The sequence below is a fragment of the Amycolatopsis sp. PSD-21 genome (genome assembly GCF_055561455.1).
Window position 1 is genome coordinate 8050183 of sequence record NZ_CM145712.1, and the last position, 22870, is coordinate 8073052.

23 protein-coding genes are annotated in these 22870 nt (G+C 68.2%); 14 read left to right on the plus strand and 9 right to left on the minus strand.

Translation table 11 applies throughout. The features are described 5' to 3' along the window. Nucleotides 1–34 precede the first annotated feature (34 nt). The 5 genes from ACZ1DY_RS37840 to ACZ1DY_RS37860 all read left to right on the plus strand — a co-directional run bounded on the left by ACZ1DY_RS37840 (nt 35) and on the right by ACZ1DY_RS37860 (nt 4574). The gene (locus ACZ1DY_RS37840) at nt 35–628 is read left to right on the plus strand and encodes a PadR family transcriptional regulator (protein WP_465482509.1); all 594 of its coding nucleotides are present in this window, start codon (nt 35–37) and stop codon (nt 626–628) included. An 87-nt stretch (nt 629–715) separates the two neighbouring features. Beyond that, on the plus strand, nt 716–1726 hold the full coding sequence (locus ACZ1DY_RS37845; protein WP_465482510.1) for an ATP-binding cassette domain-containing protein: 1011 nt from the start codon (nt 716–718) through the stop codon (nt 1724–1726). Continuing rightward, nucleotides 1716–2480, plus strand: a complete 765-nt coding sequence (locus ACZ1DY_RS37850; RefSeq protein WP_126736485.1) for an ABC transporter permease — start codon at nt 1716–1718, stop codon at nt 2478–2480. The genes ACZ1DY_RS37845 and ACZ1DY_RS37850 overlap by 11 nt, the downstream gene beginning before the upstream one ends. An 86-nt stretch (nt 2481–2566) precedes the next feature. Next, the gene (locus tag ACZ1DY_RS37855; protein ID WP_257484316.1) at nt 2567–3187 is read left to right on the plus strand and encodes a glycoside hydrolase family 25 protein; all 621 of its coding nucleotides are present in this window, start codon (nt 2567–2569) and stop codon (nt 3185–3187) included. A gap of 109 nt (nt 3188–3296) precedes the next feature. Next, entirely contained in the window at nt 3297–4574 is a 1278-nt protein-coding gene (locus tag ACZ1DY_RS37860) for an aminodeoxychorismate synthase component I (RefSeq protein WP_465482511.1), read from the plus strand. Between the two features lie 10 nt (nt 4575–4584). On the opposite strand, the gene ACZ1DY_RS37865 is transcribed toward ACZ1DY_RS37860, so the two are convergent. After that, nucleotides 4585–5544 (minus strand): quinone oxidoreductase family protein, encoded by a 960-nt coding sequence (locus tag ACZ1DY_RS37865; RefSeq protein WP_257484314.1) that lies wholly within the window; start codon nt 5542–5544, stop codon nt 4585–4587. Nucleotides 5545–5721: 177 nt separating this feature from the next. On the opposite strand from ACZ1DY_RS37865, the gene ACZ1DY_RS37870 reads away from it, so the two are divergent. Then, entirely contained in the window at nt 5722–6198 is a 477-nt protein-coding gene (locus ACZ1DY_RS37870; RefSeq protein WP_465482512.1) for a QsdR family transcriptional regulator, read from the plus strand. On the opposite strand, the gene rsmI is transcribed toward ACZ1DY_RS37870, so the two are convergent. After that, nucleotides 6195–7031 (minus strand): 16S rRNA (cytidine(1402)-2'-O)-methyltransferase, encoded by an 837-nt coding sequence (rsmI, locus tag ACZ1DY_RS37875; RefSeq protein WP_257484312.1) that lies wholly within the window; start codon nt 7029–7031, stop codon nt 6195–6197. The genes ACZ1DY_RS37870 and rsmI overlap by 4 nt on opposite strands. Before the next feature lie 68 nt (nt 7032–7099). On the opposite strand from rsmI, the gene ACZ1DY_RS37880 reads away from it, so the two are divergent. Both ACZ1DY_RS37880 and ACZ1DY_RS37885 read left to right on the plus strand, forming a co-directional pair. Then, a complete protein-coding gene (locus ACZ1DY_RS37880; protein ID WP_257484311.1) occupies nt 7100–8671 on the plus strand; it encodes a dolichyl-phosphate-mannose--protein mannosyltransferase in 1572 nt (523 codons plus the stop codon). Nucleotides 8672–8755: 84 nt separating this feature from the next. After that, a complete protein-coding gene (locus ACZ1DY_RS37885) occupies nt 8756–9799 on the plus strand; it encodes a DUF3558 domain-containing protein (RefSeq protein WP_465482513.1) in 1044 nt (347 codons plus the stop codon). Nucleotides 9800–9836: 37 nt separating this feature from the next. Here the strand turns inward: ACZ1DY_RS37885 and ACZ1DY_RS37890 are convergent, their stop codons facing one another. Continuing rightward, nucleotides 9837–10076 carry a hypothetical protein gene (locus ACZ1DY_RS37890; protein ID WP_465482514.1) on the minus strand — a complete coding sequence of 80 codons (240 nt, stop codon included), beginning with the start codon at nt 10074–10076 and terminating at the stop codon, nt 9837–9839. On the opposite strand from ACZ1DY_RS37890, the gene ACZ1DY_RS37895 reads away from it, so the two are divergent. Then, nucleotides 10060–10428 carry a hypothetical protein gene (locus ACZ1DY_RS37895; RefSeq protein WP_465482515.1) on the plus strand — a complete coding sequence of 123 codons (369 nt, stop codon included), beginning with the start codon at nt 10060–10062 and terminating at the stop codon, nt 10426–10428. The two genes, ACZ1DY_RS37890 and ACZ1DY_RS37895, sit on opposite strands and share 17 nt — an antisense overlap. An 80-nt stretch (nt 10429–10508) precedes the next feature. Here ACZ1DY_RS37895 and ACZ1DY_RS37900 read toward each other — a convergent pair whose 3' ends face one another. Then, nucleotides 10509–12290, minus strand: a complete 1782-nt coding sequence (locus tag ACZ1DY_RS37900) for a serine/threonine-protein kinase (RefSeq protein WP_257484307.1) — start codon at nt 12288–12290, stop codon at nt 10509–10511. Nucleotides 12291–12475: 185 nt separating this feature from the next. Here ACZ1DY_RS37900 and ACZ1DY_RS37905 point away from each other — a divergent pair, with 185 nt between their 5' ends. Both ACZ1DY_RS37905 and ACZ1DY_RS37910 read left to right on the plus strand, forming a co-directional pair. Next, the gene (locus ACZ1DY_RS37905) at nt 12476–14347 is read left to right on the plus strand and encodes a propionyl-CoA synthetase (protein WP_465482516.1); all 1872 of its coding nucleotides are present in this window, start codon (nt 12476–12478) and stop codon (nt 14345–14347) included. A gap of 109 nt (nt 14348–14456) precedes the next feature. Continuing rightward, nucleotides 14457–16037 (plus strand): beta-N-acetylhexosaminidase, encoded by a 1581-nt coding sequence (locus ACZ1DY_RS37910; RefSeq protein ID WP_126736891.1) that lies wholly within the window; start codon nt 14457–14459, stop codon nt 16035–16037. A gap of 49 nt (nt 16038–16086) precedes the next feature. Here the strand turns inward: ACZ1DY_RS37910 and ACZ1DY_RS37915 are convergent, their stop codons facing one another. Both ACZ1DY_RS37915 and ACZ1DY_RS37920 read right to left on the minus strand, forming a co-directional pair. Next, entirely contained in the window at nt 16087–16698 is a 612-nt protein-coding gene (locus ACZ1DY_RS37915) for a TetR/AcrR family transcriptional regulator (protein ID WP_465482517.1), read from the minus strand. Beyond that, nucleotides 16688–17383, minus strand: a complete 696-nt coding sequence (locus ACZ1DY_RS37920; protein ID WP_465482518.1) for an MOSC domain-containing protein — start codon at nt 17381–17383, stop codon at nt 16688–16690. Before ACZ1DY_RS37920 ends, ACZ1DY_RS37915 begins: the two co-directional genes overlap by 11 nt. A 40-nt stretch (nt 17384–17423) precedes the next feature. On the opposite strand from ACZ1DY_RS37920, the gene ACZ1DY_RS37925 reads away from it, so the two are divergent. Continuing rightward, nucleotides 17424–17996, plus strand: a complete 573-nt coding sequence (locus ACZ1DY_RS37925; RefSeq protein WP_465482519.1) for a TIGR03086 family metal-binding protein — start codon at nt 17424–17426, stop codon at nt 17994–17996. On the opposite strand, the gene ACZ1DY_RS37930 is transcribed toward ACZ1DY_RS37925, so the two are convergent. Continuing rightward, complete coding sequence (locus ACZ1DY_RS37930; protein WP_465482520.1) at nt 17950–18333, minus strand: DUF779 domain-containing protein; 384 nt, start codon at nt 18331–18333, stop codon at nt 17950–17952. The two genes, ACZ1DY_RS37925 and ACZ1DY_RS37930, sit on opposite strands and share 47 nt — an antisense overlap. Continuing rightward, complete coding sequence (gene exaC, locus ACZ1DY_RS37935) at nt 18333–19856, minus strand: acetaldehyde dehydrogenase ExaC (RefSeq protein ID WP_037340578.1); 1524 nt, start codon at nt 19854–19856, stop codon at nt 18333–18335. Before exaC ends, ACZ1DY_RS37930 begins: the two co-directional genes overlap by 1 nt. A 105-nt stretch (nt 19857–19961) precedes the next feature. On the opposite strand from exaC, the gene ACZ1DY_RS37940 reads away from it, so the two are divergent. Then, entirely contained in the window at nt 19962–21452 is a 1491-nt protein-coding gene (locus tag ACZ1DY_RS37940; protein WP_465482521.1) for a GAF domain-containing protein, read from the plus strand. On the opposite strand, the gene ACZ1DY_RS37945 is transcribed toward ACZ1DY_RS37940, so the two are convergent. After that, nucleotides 21415–22002 carry a DinB family protein gene (locus tag ACZ1DY_RS37945; protein ID WP_465482522.1) on the minus strand — a complete coding sequence of 196 codons (588 nt, stop codon included), beginning with the start codon at nt 22000–22002 and terminating at the stop codon, nt 21415–21417. The two genes, ACZ1DY_RS37940 and ACZ1DY_RS37945, sit on opposite strands and share 38 nt — an antisense overlap. Before the next feature lie 264 nt (nt 22003–22266). Here ACZ1DY_RS37945 and ACZ1DY_RS37950 point away from each other — a divergent pair, with 264 nt between their 5' ends. Further along, nucleotides 22267–22749: a hypothetical protein gene (locus ACZ1DY_RS37950; protein WP_257484250.1), complete on the plus strand. Its 483-nt coding sequence runs from the start codon at nt 22267–22269 to the stop codon at nt 22747–22749. Nucleotides 22750–22870: the final 121 nt, after the last annotated feature.

Consider the following 22870-nt stretch of genomic DNA (forward strand, 5'->3'; position numbering starts at 1 on the left):
GGCATTGTTGTCCGGGAGAGGATCGGAGGCCTCGGTGTCCGCCACGCGTCTGCTGGTGCTGGGTGTCGTGCGCATGTACGGGAAGGCACACGGCTACCAGGTCCGGCGCGAGCTTCTTTCGTGGGCGGCGGACAAGTGGGGCAACGTCCAGCCGGGTTCGATCTATCACGCGCTGAAGAAGATGACCGCCGAAGGCCTTCTGGAACAGGTCGAGGACGCCGAGCCGGGCGGCGGGCCCGATCGTGTCGCTTACAGACTGACTGAAGACGGCGAGACCGAGTTCCTCGTGCAACTCGGCAGGGCGTTGTCGAGCGACGACGCGACCGGGTACTCGCTGTCGGCGGCGGTCACTTTCATGCCGACTCTCCCCCGCGCGCAGGTGCTGGCCCTGCTGAAGCAGCAGTTGGCGAACATGGAGGCGCACGCCCAATCGACTCATTACGCCCGTGAACACGCCGTCGACCTGGGGAAACCGCCGCACGTGAGCGAGCTGTACCGCCTGTGGAGCGCGCACGCGGAAGCGAACGTGACCTGGATGCGGGATTTGATCGGCCGTCTCGAAGCCGGCGAGTACGTGATGGCGGGCGAAGGCGACGACGAAGCCGTGTTCGGCGCACCACCCGAGTAATCAAATTTGACTATGGAACGACTCCTAGGGCACAGTGCGTCCTGCCACTAGTCAAACTTGACTAGATGGGCGCCGAAAGGAGTAGACATGATCAAGGCACGCGGCCTTGAGCGGCGTTTCCGCCGCAAGGGCCGCAATGGGGGCGAGGTCCACGCCGTCAAAGGCGTCGATCTCGACGTGTCGGCCGGGGAACTGGTCGGCTTCCTCGGACCGAACGGCGCGGGGAAGACCACGACCCTGCGCATGCTGACGACGCTGCTCAAGCCCACCGCCGGTGAGGCGACGGTCGGCGGCTGCGACCTGCTCGCCGACCCGCTGGGGGTGCGTCGGCGAATCGGCTACGTCGCCCAGGGCGGCGGCACCGCACCGGCGAGCAAGGTCATCGAGGAGATCGAATTCCAGGGCAGGCTGTACCGGATGAGCAAGGCCGACGCGCTCGCACGCGGGGCCGTCCTCGCCGAGCAACTGGACCTGGCCGGGCTCGACCAGCGGATGACTTCGACCCTGTCGGGCGGGCAGCGCCGCCGTCTCGACATCGCGCTCGGGCTGATCCACTCACCCGGCCTCGTCTTCCTCGACGAACCCTCGACGGGGCTCGACCCGCAGAGCCGGGCGAACCTTTGGGACCACATCCGGCGGCTGCGCGACGAGCAGGGCGTCACGGTCTTCCTGACCACGCACTACCTCGACGAGGCCGACGCGCTCTCGGACCGGCTGATCGTCATCGACGACGGGAAGATCGTCGCCGAAGGCACTCCGGACTCGTTGAAGGCGCGGGTTTCCGGCGACAGCGTCGTCATCGGGGTCTCACCGGAGTCGGCGGCCGAGACCGCGGAGGTCGCGGGCCGGCTCGAAGGGGCGCACGAGCTGACCGTCACCGACGGCACCGTGCGGTTCCGCGTCCCGCGCGGCGACACAGCGATGCCCGAACTGCTTCGGGCGCTGGACGCGCGTGGCATCGCGATGGCGTCCATGCAGGTGCACCGGCCGACGCTCGACGACGTCTTCCTGACCCTGACGGGCAGGAGCCTGCGCGACGCCGAAGAAGGCGCATCGGCCGAGGCCGCGGCGGAGAAGGAGGCCACGCATGTTGCATGACACCTGGTTGATCTTCCGTCGCGACATGCTCGCGGCGTTGCGCAACCCGACGTGGCTGGCCATCGGCGTGATGCAGCCGCTGCTCTATTTGTTCTTCTTCGGGCCGCTTCTGGTGAAGTCGCTGAACGCGCAAGGCCTGTCCGATGTGGACGGCTGGATGATCTTCACCCCGGCGATCATCGCGCAGCTCGCGCTGTTCGGTAGCTCTTTCGTCGGGTTCGGGCTCCTCGCGGAGTACCGGATGGGCGTGGTCGAGCGGATGCGGGTCACGCCGGTGAGCCGGGTTGCGCTGTTGCTGGGCAAGGTGCTCGCCAACGCGCTGCAGACCATCGTCCAGGCCCTGCTCATCATCGCGCTGGCGTATCTGGTCTTCGACCTGAACGCGCCGTTCGGTGGTGTGGTGCTCTGCCTGGCGATCGTCTTCCTTTTGGCGATCACGTTGGCGTCGTGCTCGTACGCGCTGGCGTTGACGCTCAAGAGCGAAGATTCCTTCCCGGCTCTGCTCAACGCGGTTCTCATGCCCTTGCTGCTGCTTTCCGGAATCCTGATCCCGATCACCGCGGGCTCGGCGCCGGAGTGGCTGTACACGATTTCCCGCATCAATCCGTTCCGGCACGTGGTGGACGTCGAGCGGAACAGTTTCCGCGGTGACTTCTCGATGGACGCCCTGTTCACCGGGAGTGTCGTGGTGCTGGTCATGGCCGTTCTGGCCATCTGGTGGGGCTCGCGGACGTTCCAACGCGAAAACGCCTGAGACACGCTGTACCGAAAGGTCACCTTGCGGCCGCTCCGCGGACGTAGGGTGACCTTTCGGTCGTACTGGGGCGAAATTCGAGGCAGGTGAGTTCGATCGACCCGGAAGGTGAGCACGGCGTCACCCTGTCCCACCGCGAGACGGTGACGGACTGGGCGGCGGTGCGTGGCGCCGACATCCGGTTCGCTTCGGTCACCATCACCGAAAACACCAACTGGCGGGACGCCGCGGCGGAACGCAATCTCACCGGCGCGCAGCACGCCGGTATCCACACCGGCGCACGGCACTACGCGCGTCCAGGCGCCGTCCACGACCAGGCCGACCATTTCGTGCGGACGGCGAGCGTGCTCGGCGCCTTCTCCCCCGGGTCGCTCGCGCCCGCGCTCGAGGTGGAGGCGCCCAGCGTCGACGACCGGTTCATCAAGGCGTGGATCAAGCACGTCAGGAACGCGGCGCGTGTCGAGCGCGTCCTGGTGTACGCAGGGCTCGACTGCTGGACGAACCGCTTGCACCCGGACAAGTGGGCGGACAGCGAAGTGGTGTTGTGGCTGGTCAGGCACAACGAGATCCCCGGAAGGCCGGGATGGTTCCACTCGCGGCTGGGCTTGCATCAGCACGGTTTCGGCACCGGGCTGCCCGGTGTGGACGGACCGATCGCGCAGGACACCGTGGTCTACCCGTTCAAGCTCACGGATGTGCTTCTGTAGTGCCCATTGCGTGACGACGAGTGTGCACGACGTCACCGCGTGGTCGCGGATCTCACTTTCCGCCCGGCGCGGGTTGCGTTTCCGGCGGTCCGAACGGTGACAATGTCGCGTGCGGTTGATGTGCCGGAGGCTGCGGACGGACGTCGGGCCCGAACGGGCACTGGCGGTCCTCGGTGCACGCGCCGAGAAGCTCGGGCTCGCGCCGCCCGCCGCACTGTGCGGAGAGTGGTTCTCCTCGCGCGCGGTCATCGCGCTCAACGCTTCCCTGACTCCTGTGCGGAACGTTGCGGAAGCGTTCGCGATCCCGGCCCGGCTGCCCGAAGTTCGCGACGCGATACCCGGCGCGGTCGGCGGCGGCTGGTTCGGTTACCTGGGTTATGACCTGACCGATCCCTCCGGCCGGTCCGGGGCGCTTCCTCCGGCCGCATGGGCCTGGGTCGATCGGATTCTCCGGCTGGACGCCGACGGCTCGTGGTGGTTCGAAGCCCTGGTTCACGACGGCGATCCGGATCCGGTCGGGGAAGTGGCCGCGGTGGAATCCGCGCTCGCCGAGGTTCCCGAAGCGACGACTTGGAGTTCCGGCCCGTTGTCGCGCCCGCTTCCGTCGGAGCACTACGACGCGGTCAAAGCCTGTGTGCACGCGATCGAAGCCGGCGAGCTGTTCCAGGCGAACATCTGCGCTCGTTTCAGCGGACGGTTCACCGGCGACCCGATCGCGTTGTTCGCCGAGGGCGCGCGTCGCCTGGGAGCACGCCGGGCGGCGTTCCTCAGCGGCGACTGGGGTTCGATCGTGTCGTTCTCCCCCGAGCTTTTCCTTGCCAGGCATGGGCGGCACGTCCGATCGACGCCGATCAAGGGCACCCTGCCGCGGCGGAACGCCTCCGACGCGCATCTCGCGCAGCGGCTGCGGGAATCCACCAAGGACGTCGCGGAGAACGTGATGATCACCGATCTCGTCCGCAACGATCTCGGGCGGGTGTGCGCCACCGGCACCGTGCGGGTTCCCGAGCTGCTCGCGGTCCGGCCCGCGCCGGGGGTCTGGCATCTGGAGTCCACTGTGGAGGGATCACTCGCCGACGGCGTCGACGACGCGGCACTGCTGGCGGCCACCTTCCCGCCGGGCTCGGTCACGGGCGCGCCGAAGATCCGCGCGCTGGATCTGATCGCCGAACTGGAGCCGGCCGCGCGTGGCGTCTACACCGGCGCGATCGGGCTCGTTTCGCCGATCGCCGGAATGGAACTCAACGTCGCGATCAGAACCTTCGAAATCCACGAAGGCACGATCGCGCTGGGAGTCGGCGGCGGGATCACCGCCGACTCCGACAGCGAAGCGGAATGGCAGGAATGCCTGCACAAGTCCGCTCCGCTGGAGCGCCTGCTCGACTGACTACTCGGTACTACTTGGCAGGATCCAGCAGGAGCTTGCCCATCGTGCCGCGCGAGCGCAGAGCCTCATGGGCGGCGCGTGCGTCGGACAGCGCGTACTCACCGCCGGCGATGGCGCGGACCCGGCCGGCGAGAGCCAGCTCGAAAAGCTCGTCGAGCGTGCGCCCGAAGACGTTCCCGGGGAGCTTGAAGGCGTGCGGCAGCCACATCCCGGCAACGGTGGTGCTGTGCCCGAGAAGGTTGCGGGCTTCGATCGGCTTCGGGTTCTCGCGGCTGGCCATGCCGTAGAACGCGAGGCGGCCGAACGGCGCGAGGGCCGCGATGCTCTGGTCCGTGACCGCGCCGCCGGTCATGTCGAGCACGATGTCGACGCGTTTGCCGCCGTTCGCCTCACGAAGCGCGTCCGTCATGTTCTCGGCGCGCGAATCGATGGCGACGTCGGCGCCGAGTTCGAGGGCGAGCGCGCGCTTCTCGTCGCTGCTGGCAGTCGCGATGACCCGGCCCGCTCCCCAGGCCTTCGCCAGCTGCACGGCGATGGAGCCGACCCCGCCCGCGGCCGCGTGCACGACGACGGATTCGCCGGGTTCGAGGTGGGCGCTCTTGCGCAGCAGGAGCGACGCGGTGGTGCCCTGGACGATGAAGGAGAGCGCGGTCAGGTCGTCGACGCCGTCCGGCACGCCGAAGCTGGTGACCTCGTCGGCGACCGCTCGCTCGGCGTAGCCGCCGCCACCGTTGAGGAGCGCGACGACACGCTTGCCGTCCGCGGTGCGGCCGACGATCTCTCCGCCGGGGACGAGCGGGAGCTTGCTCGGGGCGAGATACGAGTTCTCGGCCTGGTGGGTGTCGGCGTAGTTGACGCCGATCCGGTCGACCTCGACCAGTTGCTGACCTGGGCCCGGGACGGGCTCGGGGAGGTCGACGAGGTTGAGCACCTCGGGTCCGCCGAATTCGGTCACCTGTACTGCGCGCATCCGCATCCTCCTCGTCGAGATGAGACATTCTTGCATATGTCTCATGCTTGAGACATGCCGTGATATGTTTCACTCATCGAAACCGCACTCGAACGCCAGCTGACCTCACCGCGCCCGGACGCCCTGCGCGCGTTCACGATCGCGCGCGCCCGGTTCCTGGACGGGCGCCGGGTGGACATGGGCGAGCTCGCCGGTGAACTGGGGATCAGCCGGGCGACCCTGCACCGGTGGGTCGGCGGCCGGGATCAACTGCTCGGCGAGATCCTGTGGTCGATGACCGTCGAGGTCTTCGAAGCGCGCGCTTCGGGCAAGCTCGGCCGCGGCGCGGAAGGGATCGCGGAACTCGTCGGCACCTTCGTCCGGACCGTGAACGGCTCGAAACCGTTCCGGGAGTTCCTGCGCAACGAGCCCGAGCGGGCGCTGCGGATCCTCACGACGAAGGCCAGCGTGGTGCAGAGCCGCGCGATCGCCAAAATGCGCGAATTCCTCGACGAGGAGGTCACGGCCGGGCGGCTCACGCCACCACTGCCGGTCGAGGACCTGGCCTACCTGCTGGTGCGGATCGGCGAGTCCTTCATCTACACGGACGTCATCACCGGCGCGGAGCCCGATGCCGTGAAGGCACACGCGGCCGTGACGGCCCTGCTCTCCTAGCTCTTCCGGGACGCGAGAACAGCGTCGTAAAGCTCCTTTTTCGACACTCCCGCGGCTTCGGCGACCTCGGCGGCAGCTGACTTCAGGCGCTCACCCGCCGAGACACGCGACGCGACCTCCGAGACCAGGTCCCCGACGCTCACCGAACGCGGCGGCGCGCCGGCGAGGACGACGGTGATCTCGCCTTTGACCCCGTCGGCGGCCCAGGCCGCCAGATCCGGCAGATTGCCGCGTTTGACCTCTTCGTAGGTTTTGGTCAGTTCACGGCAGACGGCGGCGCGCCGGTCGGGCCCCAGGACCTCGGCGGCGTCGGCGAGAGTGCTCGCGAGACGGTGCGGAGATTCGAAGAACACGGCCGTGCGGGGCTCGTCCTTCAGCGAACCGAGCCATTTCGCGCGTTCGCCGGGCTTGCGCGGGGCGAAACCTTCGAAACAGAAACGGTCACAAGGCAGGCCGGAGAGCGCCAGTGCCGTGGTCACCGCCGACGGGCCGGGCAGGCAGGTCACCGGCACGTCCGCCTCGACGCAGGCCGCCACCAGGCGGAACCCGGGATCCGAGACACTCGGCATGCCGGCGTCGGTCACCAAGACCACCGTTTCGCCCGCTTGGAGCGATTCGAGCAGTTTCGGCAGGCGAGCCGTCTCGACGTCTTCGTAGAAGCTGACGACGCGCCCGACCGGAGAGACGTCGAGAGCCGCGGTGAGGGAGCGCAGACGACGGGTGTCTTCGGCGGCGATCACGTCGGCCGTCGCGAGGGCTTCGGACAGGCGCGGCGAAGCGTCACGGACGTCTCCGAGCGGGGTGGCTGCCAGCACGAGGCGTCCTTCGGTCATTCCCGAAGGTTAACCGGTTCGCAGATCCGGACACCGAGTTCACTCTTCCGCCCGTAGGATCATGCCCCGTGACCGCACTGCTGACCCGGGACAACGAGAGCGTGCGGCCGGATCCGGTCGACGCGCTCAGGCCACCGAGTGACCGGGAGGCCACCCTCCTCGGCCGCGGCATGCCGACCGATCGCCTGCGCGGCTGGATCGTCACGCTGGTGCTGACGCTCATCGGCGGCATCGTCCGGATCCAGAACCTGGGAACGCCCACGGACAAGGGCACGCCCGTCTTCGACGAGAAGCACTACGTCCCCCAGGCGTGGCAGATGCTGCGCAACGGCGGTTACGAGGACAACTACGGTTACGAACTGATCGTCCACCCGCCGCTGGCGAAGCATCTCATCGCGATCGGCGAATGGCTGTTCGGTTACAACGCCTGGGGCTGGCGGATCATGCCCGCGCTGGCGGGCACGCTGATCGTCTTCCTCATCATCCGGATCGCCCGGCGCCTCACCCGCTCGACCCTGCTCGGCGCGGTCGCGGGAATCCTGGTGATCAGCGACGGCGTCCTGCACCTGCAGTCCCGCATGGGGATGCTCGACATCTTCATCGCGTTGTTCGTCCTCGCCGCGTTCGCCTGCGTGCTGTGCGACCGCGACCAGGTGCGGCAGCGGCTCGCCGTGGCCGTCCGTGAAGGCTGGATCGACGAGTCCCGCTTCGGCCCGAAGCTGGGTTTCCGGTGGTGGCGGTTCGCCGGCGGCCTGATGATCGGGCTGACCTTCGGCGTCAAGTGGTCGGCGCTCTACTACATCGCCGCGTTCGGCCTGCTCACCGTTTTCTTCGACGTCGCCGCGCGCCGGGCGGCCGGGGTGCGGCGGCCGTGGGTCGGCACCCTGCGCCGCGACGTGCTGCCCGCGCTGTGGGCGATCGTCGTCATCCCGGTCCTGGTGTACCTCGCCTGCTACTGGGCCTGGTTCGCGAGCGAGACCGCGACCGACCGCAACTACGTGGCGATCAAGGACATCGATCCCGGGTTCTGGGCCTGGATGCCGCCGGCGTTGCGGTCGCTCGGCGACTACACGATGAACGTCCTCGACTTCCACGCGAACCTGGTGACGCCCAAGGACAAACCGCATCCCTGGGAGTCGAAGCCGTGGACCTGGCCGATGGGCCTGCGGCCGATGCTCTACGCGTACGCGGGCGGCACCGACGCGACCGGCTGCGGCGAGTCGACCTGTGTGCGGGCGACGATGCTGATCGGCACGCCCGCCATGTGGTGGCTGGCCCTGCCGATGCTCGGCTGGAGCGTGTGGCGGTCGGTCTTCCGCGCGGACTGGCGCTACGCCGCCGTGCTCGTCGGTTACCTGGCCGGGTTCCTGCCGTGGTTCACCAACCTCGACCGCCAGATGTACTACTTCTACGCGACGCCGCTGGCGCCGTTCCTGGTACTGGGGTTGACGCTGGTTCTCGGGCAGATCCTCGGCAGCGCGAAACGCGGGTTCGAGCGCCGGGGCACCGGCATGCTCGTCGTCGCCCTCTACGTGGGCCTGGTCGTGGCCAACTTCGCCTGGTTGTGGCCGATCCTCAACGGCAACGCGATCACCAACGACCACTGGAACGCCGAATTGTGGCTGCCGTCCTGGCGGTGACCACGACCGGTTGCGCGAAGGCCCAGCGAGGCGCCTGAAAGCGACTTAGACTCCCGTCCGAATTGAGGATTTCTGGGGGTCGTCATGTCTCGTTGGCCGGTTCTCGTGGCCGTTGCCCTGCTGCTCACCGGGTGTTCAAGCGCCATCGACGGAAAAGCTTTCCGCGAAGGCTCGGCACCGGGCGCGAGCGATACGAAGTTTCCGCGCTACACACCGCCCGCCGACGGGTCGGGGTTCAGCGATCAGGTGCTCGACCAGCCGCTGGCCCTGCCCGTGAAACAGGGCGAGGAAGGCTGTGACTGGCTGGAGTCGATCAAACCGGATCTCCAGCCGCTCGGTCTCGTGAGCACGAAGGGCGTGCTCAGCGGTTGCCAGTTCGTGTTCCCGAACAACAAGGGCGCGCAGGTGCACGCCTACAGCCCGTACAGCTGGATCACGCAGGACTCCCCGGTGATGGAGCCGGTGGAGATCGCCGGGATCAAAGGCCGGACCTACGCCTTCGACCCGGAACCGGCGACGTTCTGTTCGGTCAACATGGACGTCCGCGCCTACGCCTCGATCGCTGTCGATGCCTACGACGTCGACAACGACGAAGGGGGCACTCGCGCGGAGCACTGCGAGCTGGCGAAGAAGGTCGCCGAAGTAGTGCTGAAGAAGTTCGTCCCGCTCGCCGGTGGCAAACCGGCGCCGAGCACCGTTCAGGAGCCTCCCGCCGAAGCGCTGAAGAACGCCGACATCTGCGAAGTCGTCAAGTTCACTCATGCGAATTACGCCGGAGTCAACGCGGGCCGCGAAGGCGCTCAGAAGGGCGAAGGGCCACTTGGACCGACATGCACCCACGAAGTCGCCTACGCGAAGGCCGTCGGGATGTACACGAACGGCACGGGCGGCCTGGAAACCGTGCCGCCGAAAGCGGGCGCGGAGGTGCGGAACGGGCAGTTCGGCACCTTGAAGGCCAGGTTCGAGCAGACCGCGGAGTCCTGCGCCCTGAGCGTCCAGCTGAGCAACGGACAGGTCGTGCAGGTCGACTTCATCGGCAAGAAGAAGGAAGCGATGCCGCGGACCTGCGTCTCCGCTCAGCTCATCTTGTCGGTGTCGATGCTGGCCTTGATCACGGGCGACTCCTGATTTCTCCGATTCAAGTGTGACACTTGCCTTCGAGTTGTTACTCTTCGCTGGTCAACAGCAGCTCGACAGGGGGCATCATGACGATCCGACCGCTCGGAGCGGCCTGTGCGGCCGCGGCGTTGTTCTTGATCGCGGGATGTGAGGAGCAGACGCCGGGCGCCGCGTCGCCGCAGACTTCGGCCGTTCCGAGCACCTCGGAGGCGCCGGCCAGCAGCAGCGCACCGCCCAGCACTTCGAAGCCTTCGGCGGTCGCGTCCGACGTGACCAAACCCGCCACCGGCGGCTCGGTGGCGCAGACCCCGGACGGGGCTGCGAGCGTGATGGAGGAGTATCACCACGCTCTGGGCGAGAAGGACCTCGACACCGTTTGCCGGATCACCGCGCCGGCGTTCGACGGCGGGATGAAGGAATGCCGGAGCCTCACCCCCGTGCAGTTCGGGATGCTCTCGGCCGACGACGTCAAAAAGCTGAAGTCGACCCGCGTCGACCGGTCGAAACTGCAGAGCAAGGGGCCGGACAAGGTCCTCGTGCCGCCGGGCGCGATCAGCCCGCAGATCGCGATGATGGCCGCGCAGCCCAAGACGTTCACCATGGCCTGGCGCGGCGGCACCTGGGTGGTCATCGACTGAGGGAGAGCAAGGGACCTTTGCTAGCGTTCGTTAGCACACTAACTAACGGTAGCAAAGGTCCCTTGCTCTCTTTTCGCAGGTCAGCGCGGGTGACGCTGAGGCTGGGCCTGCTTGTGCGGCTGCTGGTGGGGCTGCGGTTGCGACTGCGGAGGGCGGCGCGGCACGATCTGCGTCACCGGGCCGTCCGGCGACTTGCCCGCGCGAGCGAGCCAGCCCTCGACGTCACGCCGCACGGCGGTGAGCGTCGGACGACGGCGGGGCTCCTGGTCGAGCGACGCGATGAGGATCCGGGCGTGCGCGCTGCGGTTCGGCAGCTTCGACACCGGTTCGGCGCGGGCGGCGGCCATCAGCGCGGCCATCGGGGTCTCCCGGGTGCCGCGCGGAGGCTGGCCCGAGAGCGCGTAGCTGACCGTCGCGGCGAGTTGCCAGGCGTCCGACGCCGGGCTGGCCGGTGAGCCCATCGCCTGCTCGGGAGCGACGAAGTCCGGCGTGCCGATCATCATCCCGGTCGCGGTCATCTTCGAGTCGCCCTGGCTGCGGGCGATGCCGAAGTCGATGAGGTGGGCGAGCCCGTTGCGGTCGAGGATGATGTTCGACGGCTTGAGGTCCCGGTGCAGCACACCCTTCTCGTGCGCCGCGGCGAGCGCGCCGGCCATGGTCGACCAGAGCCGTCCGGCGGCGATGTCGTCGAGCGGGCCCTGCGAGTCGACGATCTCGGCCAGCGAGCGCCCTTCGAGGTACTCCATGACCAGCGCGAGCCCGTCGGGTTCCTCGACGAGGTCGTACACCTTCACGCAGTTGGGGTGGTTCACCACGGCCAGCGCCCTGGCCTCGCGCTGCATGCGCTCTTCGGTGTCCCGGTCCGGCGCGTGCGCGATCTTCAGCGCGACCGTGCGGTTGAGCTGGGTGTCGACCGCTTCCCACACGGTGCCGAAGCCACCGTGGCCGAGCCGGCGGACCCGCTTGTAGCGGCTGCCGCCGGAGTTGCGGGAACCCGGCGGCGCCGGGACCGGCCCCGGGACCGCGGCGAGCGCGGGAGGTTCGGGCGCCTGCGCCAGCGCGGTCGCCGGGTACTGCTTGGCGGGAGGGGGCGGCAGCTGCGGCTGCGGCTTCGGGGCGGGAGGCTCCGGGCGGTACGGCTCGATCTTCTGCCGGGGCTGCGGGTCGGGCCGGTTGATCACCGACCACGGCGGCGGGCCCACGAGCGCGACCGGGATCAGGCCCAGCACGCTGAACGGCAGGAAACCGAGCCAGAAGTGCACGGCCGTGTTCGCGCCCATGCCGACGCTCGCCAGCACCATCAGCACGAACGGGATCCAGAAGAACCGCGAAGGCCACTTCGGGCCGCGACGGAACGCGGTGCGCGCCTGCAGCATCACGAACAGCAGCGACAGCGCCGGCAACCCGACCAGCAGGATCAGGTAGAAGATGTAACTGAGCTGCATCCCGTTCGGGTAGAACAGCACCTCGTACACGTTCTGGCCGCGGCCGAGGTACTCGCTCTGCTTCCCGATCAGCGGGCTGTAATCGGCGTTGAAGGTCGCCAGATCACTGCTGGAGAAGCCGGACTTACCGCCCGATTTGGACGCGGCCTCCTGATACGTCTGCGAAACCCCGGTGGCCAGCAGCCACGGCAGCAGGAAGACGGCGACGACGCCGATCCCGCCGAAGATGGACAGGGTCACCACGTCGTAGCGGTTGCCGGTGCCTTTGCGGATGATCGCGACGACCATCGCTCCCAGTGCGGGCAGCAGCGCGACCAGCGCTCCCGCGGTGCTCGTCGCCCACACCCAGTCCCCAGGCCAGATCCCTGGTCCGAACAGGCTGTGCGCGAACGAAAGCAGCGCGCTCGCTAGTCCCATGGACCCTGCTCCCCTCGCTCGGTTAGGCCGTTTCCGGCGGTTTTTCCCCTAGTCCAGCTTAGGACGCTCCATGCCCGCACAGGGTTGCCGGGTTGTCGCGGCCGTCTCTCCGCCGTTACCACCGGGCATCGGCCCGGCCGGAAGTCCATGATGGGGTCCGGTACCCGAACGCGAAGGAGCATTCGATGCACGCCGAGTCGTACCAGCGGAGCCTCGAAGACCCGGAGGGTTTCTGGCTCGAAGCCGCGCAGGCGATCGACTGGACCCGTCCGCCGACGCGGGCGCTCGACGCGTCGAAGGCGCCTTTCTACCGCTGGTTCCCGGACGGCGAACTGAACACCGCGTTCAACGCGCTCGACCGGCACGTGCGGGACGGCCGCGGCGAGCGGACGGCGCTGATCTGGGATTCTCCCGTCACCGATTCGGTCCGCCGGTTCACCTACGCGGAGCTGCTGGACGAAGTCGCGCGTTTCGCGGGCGCGCTCGCTTCTCTCGGCGTCGGGAAGGGCGACCGCGTCATCGTGTACATGCCGATGGTCCCCGAGGCCGCGGTCTCGATGCTGGCCTGCGCCCGGCTCGGCGCGGTGCACTCGGTGGTCTTCGGCGGCTTCGCGCCCAAGGAGCTCGCGGCCCGGATCGAAGACGCGAAACCCAAGGTCATCGTGGCCGCTTCCTGCGGGATCGAGCCGACGCGGGTCGTCGAGTACAAACCGATCATCGACGAGGCGCTCGCGGGCACGGTCCATCAACCGGACAAGGTCGTGATGCTGCAGCGGGAGCGTGCCCGCGCCGAACTTGGCGAACGCGACGCCGACTGGGCCGAACTCGTCGCGAAGGCCTCCCCCGCCGATCCGGTGCCGGTCGCGGCCACCAACCCGCTGTACATCCTGTACACCTCCGGCACCACGGGGAAGCCGAAGGGCGTCGTGCGCGACACCGGCGGGCACGCGGTCGCGCTGGCCTGGTCGATGGGCGCGATCTACGACATCCAGCCCGACGACGTCTGGTGGACGGCGTCCGACGTCGGCTGGGTCGTCGGCCATTCCTACATCGTGTACGCGCCGCTCCTGATCGGGGCGACGACGGTCATGTACGAAGGCAAACCTGTAAATACCCCGGACGCGGGAGCGTTCTGGCGCGTCATCGCCGACCACGGGGTAAAGGCGTTGTTCACCGCGCCGACGGCGTTGCGGGCGATCAAGAAGGTCGATCCGGACGCGGCCGAAATCGAAAAATACCAGCTCAGCGGATTCAAGACGTTGTTCATGGCCGGGGAACGGCTCGACCCGGAGACCTATCATTGGGCGCACGGGAAGCTCGGGGTGCCGGTGATCGACCACTGGTGGCAGACCGAGACCGGCTGGCCGATCGCGGCGAATCCGCGCGGACTGGAACCGATGCCGGTCAAACCCGGTTCCGCGACGAAACCGGTACCGGGCTGGGACGTGCGGATCCTGGACCAGGCGGGCGACCCGCTCCCCGCCGGCCAGGAGGGCGCCATCGCCATCAAGCTGCCGCTCCCGCCGGGTTCGCTGCCGACGCTGTGGCAGGACGACGAGCGGTATCGCGAGGCGTACCTTTCGCGGTACGAAGGCCACTACCTGACGGGTGACTCCGGATACGTCGACGAAGACGGCTACCTGTTCGTCATGGGCCGCACCGACGACGTCATCAACGTCGCGGGTCACCGGCTTTCGACCGGTTCGATGGAGGCCGTGCTGGCGTCGCACCCCGCCGTCGCCGAATGCGCGGTGATCGGCGTCCGTGACCAGCTGAAGGGGCAGCTTCCGCGCGGTTTCGTGGTGCTGAAGTCGGGCACCGACGTCGACGCGGAAACGCTCAAGGCCGAGCTGGTCGCGCTGGTGCGGCGGGACATCGGCCCGGTCGCGGCGTTCCGTGACGTGTCCATTGTGGACGCGCTACCGAAGACGCGGTCGGGGAAGATCCTGCGCAAGACCATGCGCGGGATCGCCGACGGCCGTGACGAACAGGTGCCGTCGACGATCGAGGACGCGAGCGTTCTCGATGCCCTGAAAGCGGTTCTGCGCGGCGAGTGACCGGTGATCGGTACGGCGTACTGGTCCGATCGGGTGTTGTCGCGTTTGCCCTATTGGTCTATACCTTCTCAGGGAAGAGAGTCTCCAGGTATCCGACCGGAGGTGCTCCATGAGTAAACGCCTGTCCAGAACCGTGCTCGGCGTGGCGGTCCTGAGCCTCGTGACGCTCGGCCTGCCCGCGACGGCGAGCGCGGGGCAGCACGTCAAGGCCGAACGGACCGTCGCCGACGTCGTCCCGGCGCCGGTGGACGCGAAACCCGATCCCCGCTCCGACTTCCGGCTCGGTCCCGCGACCGTCATCCGCACCGACCGCGAAGGCAGGCAGGTCGCCGAGTACCTGGCAGGCCTGCTCCGGCCCGCCACCGGCTACCGGCTGCCCGTCGTCAGCGGTCACCGCGGCGGCGGCCCCGCCATCTCGCTCGAGACCGGCCACGCGAGCGGCCGTGTCGGCGCCGAGGGCTACCAGCTCAAGGTGTCGCGTTCCGGCGTGTCCTTGAAGGCGAACACCGACGACGGCCTGTTCCTCGGCGTGCAGACGCTGCGCCAGTTGCTCCCGTCCGCGATCGAGGCGAAGACCGTCCAGAAGCGCTCGTGGGTGGTCTCGGGCGGCACCGTGCTCGACTACCCGCGCTTCGGGTACCGCAGCGCGATGCTCGACGTCGCCCGGCACTTCTTCACGCCGGACCAGGTCAAGCTCTACATCGACCAGATCGCCCAGTACAAGATCAACAACCTCCACCTGCACCTGAGCGACGACCAGGGCTGGCGGATCGAGATCAAGAGCTGGCCGAAACTGGCGACCGTGGGCGGCCAGACGGCCGTCGGCGGCGCTCCCGGCGGCTACTACACGCAGGAGCAGTACAAGGACCTGGTGCGCTACGCGGCTTCGCGGCACATCACGATCGTTCCCGAGATCGACATGCCGGGGCACACCAACGCGGCCCAGTATTCCTACGCCGAACTGAACTGCGACGGCAAGCCGATACCGCCGCGCACGGACATCGAGGTCGGCTACAGCTCGCTGTGCATCGGCAAGGACATCACCTACAAGTTCGTCGACGACGTCATCCGCGAACTGTCGGCGATCACCCCCGGGAAGTACATCAACATCGGCGGCGACGAGGCCCACTCGACCACGCCGGAGGACTACCAGACCTTCGCCACGAAGGTGCATCCGATCGTCGCGAAGTACGGCAAGACGATCACCGGCTGGCACGACATCGCCAAGACGAAACCGCCGGTTTCGGCCGTCCCCCAGTTCTGGGGCACGACAGGGACGGACGCCCACGTGGCCGAAGCGGCGGCGCGGGGCAACAAGATCCTGATGTCGCCCGCGAACAAGGCGTACCTGGACATGAAGTACCACCCGCAGACGCCGCTCGGGCTGAGCTGGGCCGGGCTGATCGAGGTCAAGACCGGTTACGACTGGGACCCGGCGACTTATCTGCAGGGCGTGACGGAGAAGAACGTCATCGGCGTCGAGGCTCCGCTGTGGTCGGAAACGCTGATCACCAGTGACCACATCGAGTTCATGGCGTTCCCGAGGCTTCCCGGATACGCCGAGATCGGCTGGTCGCCGAAGGACTCCCGCACCTGGGACGCCTACCGGCTTCGGCTGGCGAAGCAGAGCCCGCGGTGGGTTCAGCAGGGCATCGACTTCTATCGGTCCACGCAGGTCGACTGGAAGTAGCGCGCCATGAACGGTCCGTTCCTTGCGAAATTTGCAAGGAACGGACCGTTCATCGCACGGCCGCGGCGTCGAGACGGGCGGTGATGGCGGCCCGGGCCAGCGCATAGGGTTCCGTGCCGCCGAACATCACCGAATCGGCGTTCGCGGCCCGCCCGAGCGCGTTCAGCTCGAAGGCCAGCCGGTTCACGTCGACGGACTCACGCAGATGCCCGGCCTTACGCGCCTCGACGGCGGTGGACCGGATGAACTGGGCGAAAGCGCGGCTCGCGTTCGCGACGGCGTCGTGGACCCGGCCGGTCCGCGCGTCGAATTCGGCGCCGGTGTTGAAGAAGAAACAGCCGCCTGGGAACACCCGACGCTCCGAGTAGTCGAGCCAATTCGCGCACAGCGCCCGCAACCGCTCGATCCCTTGCTCGACCTTCAGCGTCGGCTCGACGACGTTCTCCGCGAAGATCGCGCTCGCCGTCTCGACCGCCGCGAGCTGCAGTTCCTCCTTGGAACCGAACAACGCGAAAACCCCGGATTTGCTCAATTCCAGTTCGGCGGCGAGCCTGCCGAGGGACAACCCGTCGAGCCCTTCGACGGACGCGATGTCGACGGCGCGCCGGAGCACGATCCGCCTCGTCGCGTCACCGCGGGCCACCCGGCCGTCAACCGGCATTCCGCTCCTCTCGCCGCTTCTTCGCCGATTCCAGGCCGTCACGGTACTGCCGGGTGAGCGCCGGCGCCGCGAGCACCCGGTCCAGCAGCGACCAGTACGCGTCACGGCGCTCGTCGTCCAGCTGGGCGACATTCGTGAACGACGCGACGTAGACCTCGGCGATCGTCGGGCTCGCGAGATCGCGTTCTTCGAGCGTCATACGTCCCGACGTGGGGACCTCGCCCGTCCGGAGCACCCGCAGGTACCAGCCACTGCGTCCGGAATCGATCATCGCCGGGATGACGTCCTTGCGCCCGGTCTTCATCGCGAGCTTGAAGCACGGCGTGCGCGGCTGGGAGACCTGGACCAGCGCGTTTCCCCACGCCCAGACGTCGCCGACGCGCACGTCGTATTCGTCGGCGCCCGTCACCGACGCGTTCTCCCCGAAATCGCCCGCGACCACCGGGAAGCCCTGCTCGGCCCAGGCCGGGTAGTGCGTCGCCGGATAGACGTAAACCGCTTTGTCGACACCGCCGTGGACACTTCGGTCCGCTTGGTCGTCACCGGCCAGATTGATCTCGTCCAAGCGCAAAGACGCCGCTTCCACCCGCGACTTCGCGATGGCGCTGTACACCGGGACGTCGCGCTTGATCCCCAGCACCGACGGCCGCCCGACGAAGACCTCGTTCACTTCGAGAGTGCTCACACCCTAGAAGATAGCACGATCGTTCGTATACATTGCCGCCATGGATCTCATCTCACTCACGACAAGAGCCCATCGCGCCGCCGGGACCACGATCGCCGGAATCGGCGCGGACGACTGGGACCGCTCGACCCCCTGCGCCGAGTGGACCGTCCGCGACATCGTGAAACACCTGATCGAGGGGCACGATTCCCGCACCGCGCAGGCGACCGGCCGCCCGATGAAACCCCGGCCGTCGGCCGACGACGACCTCGCCAGGTCCTACGAAGAGAGTTCCGCCGAGTTCCTCGCGGCCTTCGACGGCGAAGCGCCGGAGAAGACCTTCGACTTCGGGAGCTTCGGCAAGCTCCCCGGGAAGAACGCGCTGGCCGTACTGTTCGTCGACACGCTCACCCACCACTGGGACCTCGACACCGCCCTGGGCCGCGAGCACCACTGGGACGACGAGCTCGCCGAGGCCGCGTTGAAAGTGGCGAGCCGCTACCCCGACGTGATGCCGGTACGCGGGCCCGGCGGCGCCTTCGACCACGCTGTCGAGGCACCGCCGGGCGCCGGACCGGGCGACCGGCTCATCGCGTTGCTGGGCCGTTCAGCTCGGCCGACTCGGCATCGCTGAACAGCCGGGAGCGGACCAGGAAGCGGACCCCTTCGGGCGCCTCCAAGGAGAATCCGCTCCCCCGGCCCGGAACGACGTCGATGGTCAGATGCGTGTGCTTCCAGTACTCGAACTGGGGACCCGACATCCACACCGGAACGTCGTCGATGCCCTCGACGCTCAGGTCACCAAGGTGGACGTCGGACGCCCCGGTGCGGAATTCGCCCGCCGGGTAGCACATCGGGGCGCTCCCGTCGCAGCATCCGCCGGACTGGTGGAACATCACCGGTCCCCTGCGCGACACCAGCCGCCGCAGCAGCTCCGCGGCGGCCGGTGTCAAGCCGACCCGCTCGGCCATCAGAAGAACCCGAGCGCACTGTCCGAATAGGACACGAGCATGTTCTTGGTCTGCTGGTAGTGGTCCAGCATCATCTTGTGGTTCTCGCGCCCGATCCCGGACGCCTTGTAACCGCCGAAGGCCGCGTGCGCCGGGTACGCGTGGTAGTTGTTGACCCACACCCGGCCCGCCTGGATGTCGCGGCCGGCGCGATAGGCGGTGTTGCCGTCGCGCGACCAGACACCGGCGCCGAGGCCGTACAGCGTGTCGTTGGCGATCTTCAGCGCGTCGGCGTAGTCGTCGAACCTCGCCACCGAGACGACCGGGCCGAAGATCTCCTCCTGGAAGATCCGCATCTTGTTGTCGCCCTCGAAGACCGTCGGCTGCACGTAGTAGCCGCCGGACAGTTCGCCGCCGAGGTCGCTGCGCTCGCCACCGGTGAGGATCTTCGCGCCTTCCTTCTGCCCGATGTCGATGTAGGAAAGGATCTTCTCCAGCTGGTCGTTGGAGGCCTGCGCGCCGATCTGCGTCTCGGTGTCGAGCGGGTGCCCCTGCTTGATCTTCTTGACGCGCTCGACGGCGTCGCCGAGGAACCGGTCGTAGATCCCGGACTGGATCAGCGCCCGCGACGGGCAGGTGCAGACCTCGCCCTGGTTCAGCGCGAAGAGCGCGAAGCCTTCCTGAGCCTTGTCGTAGAACGCGTCGTTGGCCGCGGCGACGTCGTCGAAGAAGATGTTCGGGCTCTTGCCGCCGAGTTCGACGGTCACCGGGATGATGTTCTCGCTGGCGTACTGCAGGATCAGCCGTCCGGTGGTGGTCTCGCCGGTGAAGGCGACCTTCCGCACGCGGTTGCTCGACGCGAGCGGCTTGCCGGCCTCGACGCCGAAACCGTTGACGATGTTCAGCACGCCCGGCGGGATCAGATCGCCGATGAGCGACATGAGCAGATGGATCGACGCCGGGGTCTGCTCGGCGGGTTTGAGCACGATCGCGTTGCCCGCCGCGAGCGCGGGCGCGAGCTTCCAGACCGCCATCAGCAGCGGGAAGTTCCACGGGATGATCTGGCCGACGACGCCGAGCGGCTCGTGGAAGTGGTAGGCGACGGTGTTGTCGTCGATCTGGGAGATTCCGCCCTCCTGGGCGCGCAGGGCGCCGGCGAAGTAGCGGAAGTGGTCGATCGCTAGGGGGATGTCGGCGGCGAGGGTCTCGCGGACCGGTTTGCCGTTCTCCCACGATTCGGCGACGGCGATCGCCTCGAGGTTCTGTTCCATCCGGTCGGCGATCCGGAGCAGCACGTTCGCCCGCTCGTCCACCGACGTCCGGCCCCAGGCCGCGGCCGCGCCTTCGGCCGCGTCGAGCGCGCGGTCGATGTCGGCGGCGGTGCCGCGGGCGACCTCGGTGAACACCTGTCCGGTCACCGGGGTCGGGTTCTCGAAGTACTGACCGCTCGCGGGCGGTACGTACTCGCCTCCGATGTAGTGGTCGTAGCGCGACTCGTAGCTGACGACGCTGCCTTCGGTGTTCGGTGCCGCGTACTTGGCCATCTTTCCTGCCTCATCGCTAGGGGTGACGGATGACGGCGAAGCTAGGGCGGGGGAGGTTGCACGCACGTTGCAACGAAGTGAGCGCGGTCACCTATCCTCGGAAACGTGGCGGAGCTGCCCGGAGGTGAAGCGTCGCCGCGTGACCCTCAGGCGTACGCGCGGCTGCTGAAGGATGTCCATGACGCCGTCCTCTCCGGTGTTCCCGCGCCGCGTTCCCCCAGGTCGATCGTGTCGGCTTCGTGGAATCGCTCGCTCGCCGCGCGCGTCGATCCGGACAAGGGCGTCGCGCCGCTGGTCTACGACTCCGGTGAAGTGAGCGGCCTGCGGGAGGAGCATCCGCTGGCGCCGGTGCTGCCGATCCTGCGGCAGACGCTGGTGAGCATCGCCGACGACGCCGAGCACATGATGATCGTGACCGACGCGGCCGGGCACATCCTGTGGCGCGAGGGCGCGGCGGGCGTGCTGCGGCGCGCGGACGGCGTGATGCTCGCCGAAGGCACCCGATGGAGTGAAGACGTCATCGGGACGAACGCGATGGGCACCACGCTCGCCACCGGGGAACCGGTGCAGATCTACTCGGCCGAGCACCTGGTGCGCACCTATCACGGCTGGACCTGCGCGGCCGCGCCCGTGCGCGACCCCGAGTCCGGTGCGCTGCTCGGGTCGATCGACGTCAGCGGCCCGCTGCGCACGGTCCATCCCGCGATGCTCGCGCTGGTGACGGCGGCCGCGCAGCTCGCCGAAGGCCAGTTGCGGGCCCGGCTCGCGATGCGCGACGAGCTGTTGCGGGCCGCGAACATGACTCACCTGGAAGCGTTGCGCGGCGCGCCGGGCGCCCTGCTTTCCGCGAAGGGCCGCGTGCTGGCGGCCGAAGCGTGCGGCGATCTTCCCTCCACTGTGGACATCCGGCCCGGCGGCGGCGCGGTCACCCTGCCCGACGGGCGGCTCGGCACGGTGGAGCCGTTGAGCGAGGGCTATCTGCTGCGCCTGCGGAACCGGGCCCCGTCGAGGCGTCCGCGGCTCGCGCTGGAGTTCCTCACCGACGGACCGCCGACGACCACAGTGGACGGTCGCGACGTGCCATTCACGTTGCGGCACGCGGAGATCCTCACACTGCTCGCGCTGCATCCGGGCGGCCTCTCGGCGGAGCGGCTGGCCCTGCTGCTCTACGGCGAGAGCGGCAACCCGGTGACCGTCCGCGCGGAGATCCACCGGCTGCGGACGCAGCTCGGGTCCGACATCGTGCAGACGCGGCCTTACCGGCTTTCCGCCGAGGTCGACGCCGACTTCCTGCGCGTCCGAGCGGCGCTCAAACGAGGCGACGTCGCCGGGGCCGCGAACGCGTTCCGCGGTCCGTTACTGCCCGAATCGGAGTCGCCCGCCGTGCGCGAAGAACGCGAATCGGTCACCGCGTCGGTCCGGCGGGTCGTCCTCGGCAGCGGGGACGCCGCGGCGCTGTGGTCGTACTGGGAGACCCCGACCGGGGCCGACGACCTGGAGATCGTCGACGCGCTGTGCCGGGTGCTCCCCGAGGGCGATCCGCGACGCGCCGTCGCCTTCACGCATCGGGCCCGCGTCCTGTCCGGGCGGCCTTGACGGCTGCTCGTTCGATCCGGTCTCGCCTGGCCTCCCAGAAGGCCTCGTCGCGCTCCTCTCTGGCCGCCTCGGTCGAGCCGTCCAGCTGCTCGCGCAGGATGTCGGCGTGCCCGGCGTGGCGGGCGGTCTCGGTGAGCATATGGACCAGGACGGCGAACAGGGTCACCCGCGGCCGCGGCCACCAGGGCACGTGACCGGGCGAATCGAGGGCCAGAGCCGCGATCGTCGCGTCGGAGTGCGCCCACGCGCGCCGGTAGCGAGCGACGACCTCCTCGCGGGTCTCGTGCTCGGTGACCCACAGGTCGGTGCCGCGCTGCCCGAGGTCGTCCCATCTGGGCAGGGGTTCGGGGAAAGGCCGGTCGAAGACCTCGCCGAAGTACCGGGATTCCCAGAGCGCCAGGTGCTTGACCAAACCGAGCAGGTTCGTGCCGGTCCGGGTCAGGGGACGGCGGATCTCGTACTCACCCAGTCCTTCGATCTTCTGGAGCAGCACCTCGCGGAGCTCTCGCAGATCGCCGTGCAGGTGCTCCTTCGCGACGTCATCGATCATGACCCGAGCCTGCCAGGTTCGTCCGGGAGACGTTGGCGGAACCGATGGTCCGAGGCCCCGGCCTGGGCTCCTCCAGTATCCGTTTTCACCGAACAGGACGCGTTCTGCGGCCGCGACTGGACGCCGCCTCGACCGGCCGGCGAATGGATCGCCGGAAGTTCGCTGATGCCAACGGCAGCGTCGTGCCCGGCGGCATGTGACTCGCCGACGTGGGCCGACGCAAATTGGACTGCGAACTCGTCGCCGGCCAGGCACCATGGCCGCGTGTCGGATCTTCACTGGGATCAGGTCAGGTGCTTCTTCGATCCTGACCTGATGGGGGCGCTTCCTGACGTGTTCGTCCCGGACGCCTCGGCGGAGGACTGGCAGGCTGTGTTCGACCTGGTCGAGGCGCGTGGTTGGCAGTGGGAATTCGTCCAGGGCGACACGTCGCTGCCCTTGTCCACTGACGCGCTCGCTCGCCCGCCCGATGCTGAATTGGTGGACCTGAAGGTCTGGCCGGTTCCGGGGATGCTCGCCATCTTCCGTCTCATGTCGGCCGAGAAGATCGACTTCGACATCGATCTGCGGGAGTTGCAGGGGCAAGACGGCGTCGACACCCTCTGCAGGTTCTTCGGCGAGATCGGGCGGAAACTGGGCAAGCCGGTGCTCATGACGCCGGAGGGTGGAAGCCAGGCCCACCCGGTCCTCGGATTCGATCCGGCGCTTGACCGAGTGGTGTTGCTGGCTGATCCGTTTGTCCGCTGATCTCCGATAACTGACAGCAACTTGAACTCAAGGGCCTGGTGGCTGCGGAAACCCGCGCACCGGCGTGCACGTCTCGATCGGCACTGACCATGCCTCGTGAGAGGAATCAGCTGGTCGGCGT